General features: G+C 54.7%; 5 protein-coding genes. All 5 read left to right on the forward strand.

Translation table 11 applies throughout. From position 1 onward, the window contains the following. The coding region (locus tag DWY95_RS16610; protein ID WP_243082894.1) for a CHC2 zinc finger domain-containing protein at positions 1-583 on the forward strand (583 nt) is incomplete at its 5' end. A 73-nt stretch (positions 584-656) separates the two neighbouring features. After that, a complete protein-coding gene (locus DWY95_RS16615; RefSeq protein ID WP_118554327.1) occupies positions 657-1,973 on the forward strand; it encodes a phage/plasmid primase, P4 family in 1,317 nt (438 codons plus the stop codon). A 375-nt stretch (positions 1,974-2,348) separates the two neighbouring features. Next, positions 2,349-3,614 (forward strand): plasmid recombination protein, encoded by a 1,266-nt coding sequence (locus DWY95_RS16620; RefSeq protein ID WP_118554328.1) that lies wholly within the window; start codon positions 2,349-2,351, stop codon positions 3,612-3,614. Between the two features lie 42 nt (positions 3,615-3,656). Then, complete coding sequence (locus tag DWY95_RS16625; protein ID WP_055192342.1) at positions 3,657-3,971, forward strand: helix-turn-helix domain-containing protein; 315 nt, start codon at positions 3,657-3,659, stop codon at positions 3,969-3,971. Positions 3,972-3,987: 16 nt separating this feature from the next. Beyond that, positions 3,988-5,376, forward strand: a complete 1,389-nt coding sequence (locus DWY95_RS16630) for a site-specific integrase (RefSeq protein ID WP_097839213.1) — start codon at positions 3,988-3,990, stop codon at positions 5,374-5,376. Positions 5,377-5,597: the final 221 nt, after the last annotated feature.

Consider the following 5,597-nt stretch of genomic DNA (forward strand, 5'->3'; position numbering starts at 1 on the left):
CAAGTCCGCCATCACCGTTCGGCAGGTGGGAGAGATGTACGGCATGGAGCCCGACCGCCATGGCATGGTGTGCTGTCCGTTCCATTCTGACAGCGACCCCAGCATGAAGCTGAACGACACCTATTATTACTGTTTTGGCTGTGGGGCCAACGGAGATGCCATCGACCTCACCGCCAAACTGTTCGACCTGAACCCCCGGCAAGCCGCCGAGAAGCTGATACACGACTTCGGGCTTGACCCGGATAAGCCGCCCGCCAATGCCATCGCTCTGCCGCCGCCCAAGCGTGGCCTGACGGACGAGCAGTGGGCAGACATCGCCTACTGCCTGCGGGTGCTGACCGATTATCTCGACCTGCTGCACGACTGGCAGGAGCGCTACAAGCCCGCCAGCCCGGAAGAACCGCTGGACGAGCGGTTCGTGGAAGCCCTCCACATGACCGAGACCATCGAGCACCTGACGGACTGCGTTGCATTTGGGACACCCCAGCAGAAGTCCGCTGCCGCCACACGGCTGCTGTCCGGGCCGTACCTGCTGATGCTGGAGGAGCGCACCGACCGCCTTGCTCTGGCAAAGTGCGCCTAATAATTTATTCACCTGAAGTGGTAGGTCTCACCGTGAGACCCGCCACTTCACTTTTCTAAAGGAGAACCACCCTATGAGGAAAAACATTTCCCGCAACCCCTTATGGCCGGACTGGTACAACGGTAAGAAGATCGATGAAGTCCAGTTTGGCCGCGCCTTTCTGGAACAGTGGCCGCTGAAATGCGTCAACAGTACGCTGTACACGCTGGACGGCCCGGTGGAGGACGAGAGCGAGATCAAGCAGCGCATCTTGGAGAATATCGAGGAATATGTCACCTCCGGCCTGTCCAAAAAAGTCACCAACATTCTGGAGACCATCAAGCTGCTGGCTTTTTCCGACCCGTTCCCCATCGAACAGGACTGCATCCACCTCCAGAACGGCGTGTACCATCTGCCGGACGGCACCTTTCAGGAAAGCCGTCTGTTCTGCCAGAACCGTCTGCCTGTGAAATACGACCCGAAAGCTGCCATCCCTGACCGTTGGCTGACCTTTCTGCACGAGTTGCTGGACGATGCCGACATCCCCACCTTACAGGAATATCTGGGCTACTGCCTGATCCCCAGCACCAAGGGACAGAAGATGATGCTCATTGTCGGCAAAGGCGGCGAGGGAAAGTCCCGCATCGGGCTGGTGCTGAAACGGCTCATGGGGGATGCCGCCAGCAACGGCAGCGTCCAGAAAGTGGAGAACAACCGCTTTGCCCGCGCCGATCTGGAACGCCGCCTGCTGATGATTGACGATGACATGGACATGAACGCCCTGCCCAAGACGAATTATATTAAGACCATCGTGACCGCCGAGGCCAAGCTGGACTTGGAGCGCAAAGGTGTCCAGAGCTACCAGCGGGACATCTACGCCCGGTTCCTCTGCTTCGGCAACGGTGCGCTGACCTCGCTGTACGACCATTCGGACGGTTTCTTTCGCCGCCAGCTCATCCTGACCACCAAGGACAAGCCCACCGACCGCACGGATGACCCCTTCCTTGTGGAGAAGATGTGCGCCGAGTTGGAAGGCATCCTGCTCTGGTGTCTGGAAGGGCTGCACCGGTTGGTGCAGAACGATTTCCGCTTCACGGTCAGCGAACGAGCCGCAGCCAACGTGGACACCATCAAGCGCAGCAGCAACAATGTCATCGACTTCATGGAGTCCGAGGGCTACTTCCGTTTCAAGGCGGACTACTCCATCAGTTCCAAGGAGTTCTACGACATTTATAAGCAGTGGTGCGAGGACAACGCCTGCCACAGCGTATCGGCGATCCGTTTCAGCGCCGAACTGCGCCAGAACGACCGCCGCTACAACCTTGAAGCCACCAACAACATCTATCTGCCCGGTGGCCGCAGAGTGCGGGGCTTTGTGGGCATCGAACCGCTTGTCCACCCCTGCCCGTAAAAAGTGCATTTTTCACAGAAGAAGTTCGTACAACCTGTACGGTCTGTACTTGTACGCATCTGTACGGCGAATTAAAGCGTTTTAAAACGTGTTATCGTTTATATTTCGCATTTCCGTACGTCGTACGAACCGTACAGGTTATTTGAAGTCCGTACGCAATTTTTTCAGATGCGTACGGAGCAATCAAGTTCGCATTGTGCGAACTTGATTGTAGCTCTCCCGCAGGAGGCGTTCCCCCTCGGAGAGTCCTCGAAGAGCCCACTACACTTTGCAGCCCATAGGGATGAAAGTGTTATAGTGGGTTATTACACTTCCGAAGAAGTGCATCTTCGTTCCCCGTCACCTTTCGATGAACCTTGAAAGGAGGGATGCCCTTTGGCAAGAAACGATGGCGTTGACCGCACCAGTGTCCGGAATCTCGCCGTTTCGGACAAGGCCGTTGGCAACACCCAACAGCACAATGAGCGTGAAAAGGACAGCTATCGGAACCCCGACATTATCCCCCAGCGCACTGCATGGAACGTCCACTTCAAAAAGCCAACTGCCAGCTACACCGACCTATTCGCCCAACTGGAAGCCGCCGGAACCATCTCCACGCGCGGCTTGAAGCCGGATGCTATCCACTACTGTGAACTTGTCTTTGATGTCAACTCTGCCTACTTTGACAATCACGGCGGCTATGAGTTCGCCAAGCAGTTCTATGAGGATGCCTACAAAGCAGCCGTTCAAATCGTGGGCGGTGAGCAGTATATTCTCTCGGCTGTCATGCACGCCGATGAAATCAACCGCGCCATGACCGAAGCATTAGGCCGGGAGGTCTACCACTACCATCTTCATGTGGTCTATGTGCCTGTGGTGGAAAAGCAGATCCTGTGGTCGAAACGCTGCAAGGACAAGGCTCTGGTCGGCAAAGTCAAGGAGACCGTCATGCAGGTCAGCCGGAGCAAGAAGTGGGCATCCAAGCCCCTGCTGGACGATGCCGGAAAGCCTGCGCTGCAAAAGAACGGCAAGCCAGTCCTGAAGAAGTCGTACAGTGTCCTGCAAGACGATTTCTTCAACTATATGCGCAACGCCGGGTACACGGATGTAGAGCGCGGTGAACGCGGCAGCACTGAAGAACACCTGACCGTCACCCAGTTCAAAGTCCAGCGGGAGCAGGAGCGTCTGGACAGCCTGACTGCACAAGCCGACGAACAAGCACAGTCGCTTGCTAAAACCAGTCAGACCCTCTCCAAAAAGGAGAAGGAACTTGCCGCTGTGCAGAAAAAGGCCACACTCACGAAAGAAGCCCTCATTCATGCGCGTGATCTGGATTATATCGGCAAGCGCACCTTCCTCGGCAACTACTCGCTGACCGAAGAAGAATTTTCCAAACTGAAAAAACAGGCTGACCACGGCTATATGATGGACGTAGAGAACCGCCGCCTGAAAGAAGAACTTTCCACCGCCAAGAAGGAAGCCATTCATTGGAGCAACAAGTACCACGACCTGTGGTACGATGTAAAGCCCTATCTGGATGCGCTCCACCGTGCTCCTGAACTGGTGCGCGGTTTTCTGGAAAAGATTCTTGCTCCCAAGCAGGAGCGCACCATGAATGTGCCACAGCGAAACCGCAAGCGTGGGCAGGATGTAGAACTTTAAGCTGAATTTTTAGATGATATGACAATATAAGGAGCAATGCTTATGGATTTTGACCGTAATTCTATGACCGTCCCTGTGCAATCTTCCGATTATACGAATAAGTTCTTGCAAAAGGACTCGAATCTCACTACAATGGAGGTGGTCACTCAAACCAATGCCGTCAAGTCTCCGACTGACAGCCCAGCAACCACGAAGCTGGTGTACACGGTGGAAGAGATCGCACGAATGCTGGCCATCAGCCTGCGCTCTGCTTACAACCTGTGCAACAGCACCACCGAATTCCGTGTCCTGCGGGTAGGCGGAAGCATCCGTGTACCGAAAGACAGTTTCGATGCGTGGCTCTACCGGGCAGCTTGATAAGGAGGCAAACAGTATGGCATATATTACGAAGCGCGGCAACTCTTACAGCGTCCGATACACTTATGAAGATGAGCACGGCAAGAGCTGCGACAAATGGGAGAGTTTTCCCACAAAAGAGGAGGCAACAAACCGAAAAAAGCAAATCGAGCATGAACTGGCGGCTGGTACTTTCCTGATTCCGTCCTCTGTGACGGTAGCAGAGTTCCTCATGGATTGGCTGCCCAAGCAGTGCAGCAAACACAAGTGGGCACCCAAAACCTACGAATCCAACCTTTCCACCATTCAGAACCTTATTATCCCCTATATCGGCAGCATGGAGATGCAGAAACTCAAGCCCTACCACATGGAAAACCTCTATACGACCCTGAGCAAAACGCCCTGCGGTTCGTATATCGAGGGAAAGAAGCAAGAACTGACCGAAAAGCAGAAACAGCGGTTTCTTTCCGGCACGACTATCCATGAGGTGCACCGGCTGCTGGGAACAGCGTTCCAGTATGCCGTGGAGTGGGGAATCCTGATTAAGAGTCCTGTTCCCGTGGACAGCCCCAAGAAGTCCACGCAGGAGCGCTCCATCTGGACGGTAGAGGAAATGCGGGCGGCTCTGGACAGCATGGATGACCCTATCCTGCATCTGGCAGTCCACCTCACACTGGTGGGCGCACTGCGAGAGGGCGAGATCGTAGGTCTGACCCCAGAGGATATTGACTTTGACGCTGCGGACGGCATCGGAACATTCCGTATCAACAAATCCATGCAGCGAGTGCGTAAAGAAGCCCTGAATCAGGTAGACGACGGCTGCATCATCAAGGTATTCCCGGACAAGCTGGAACGCAGCACCACTTCTCTCATCCTGAAAAGCACCAAAACGGCGTCCTCCTGCCGTACCATCTTCATGACCTCTGCTCTGAAAGAGGAACTGAAGAAGTGGCTGAATCAGCTGGCGGCAGACGAGATGAAAGATCCGGCACGCTACCATGACAGCGGAATGCTGTTCCGTCTGCCCAACGGTCTGGCTGTGGAGCCTGTGCTGATTCGCAAAAAGTTCCTCAAATGGCAGGATGCACACCCGGAGTTCCCTCGTATTGTGTTCCACGGTCTGCGGCATTCCAGTGCGACCTATCAGCTGATGATCTCCGGCGGCGATGTGAAGGCCGTTCAAGGCACCACAGGACACGCTACGGCAGATATGCTGGTGAACACCTATGCCCATATCCAGCAGTCCTCTCGTGTAGAACTGGGCAGGAAGTTCGAGGAAGGGTTCTATGCTAAACAGGAAAGCCCCAGCCCGCAGGCTGTACCCGCCGCAGGCGAACCCACCATCTCCATGACGGCTCTCTTGGAATTGCTGAAGAATGCAGACCCCGAAGTAAAGGCGCAGCTCCGTCTGGCACTGCTGACCTGATGCAAAATTTACCACGCATTTCAAAGCAATTCCAGCCTATGCAGAGGATTCCTACGAAAAAGCCGACCGTGCAAAAATCGTGCATTGACCGTGCAGACCCCGATTTTTCGGGGTTACATAACAAAAAAGAACGCCAAATCTTACGATTTGACGTTCAAAATTTGGTGCACCTCCAGGGACTCGAACCCTGGGCCCACTGATTAAGAGTCAGTTGCTCTACC

This window comes from Faecalibacterium sp. AF28-13AC, from assembly GCF_003478405.1.
In the GTDB taxonomy this organism is placed as follows: Bacteria; Bacillota; Clostridia; order Oscillospirales; family Ruminococcaceae; genus Faecalibacterium; species Faecalibacterium prausnitzii_E.

What these genes read in the sequence shown, in the direction of transcription:
- DWY95_RS16615 (WP_118554327.1), top strand. Translation starts at nt 657, where the DNA reads ATGAGGAAAAACATTTCCCGCAACCCCTTATGGCCGGACTGGTACAAC.
- DWY95_RS16625 (WP_055192342.1), top strand. Translation starts at nt 3,657, where the DNA reads ATGGATTTTGACCGTAATTCTATGACCGTCCCTGTGCAATCTTCCGAT.
- DWY95_RS16630 (WP_097839213.1), top strand. Translation starts at nt 3,988, where the DNA reads ATGGCATATATTACGAAGCGCGGCAACTCTTACAGCGTCCGATACACT.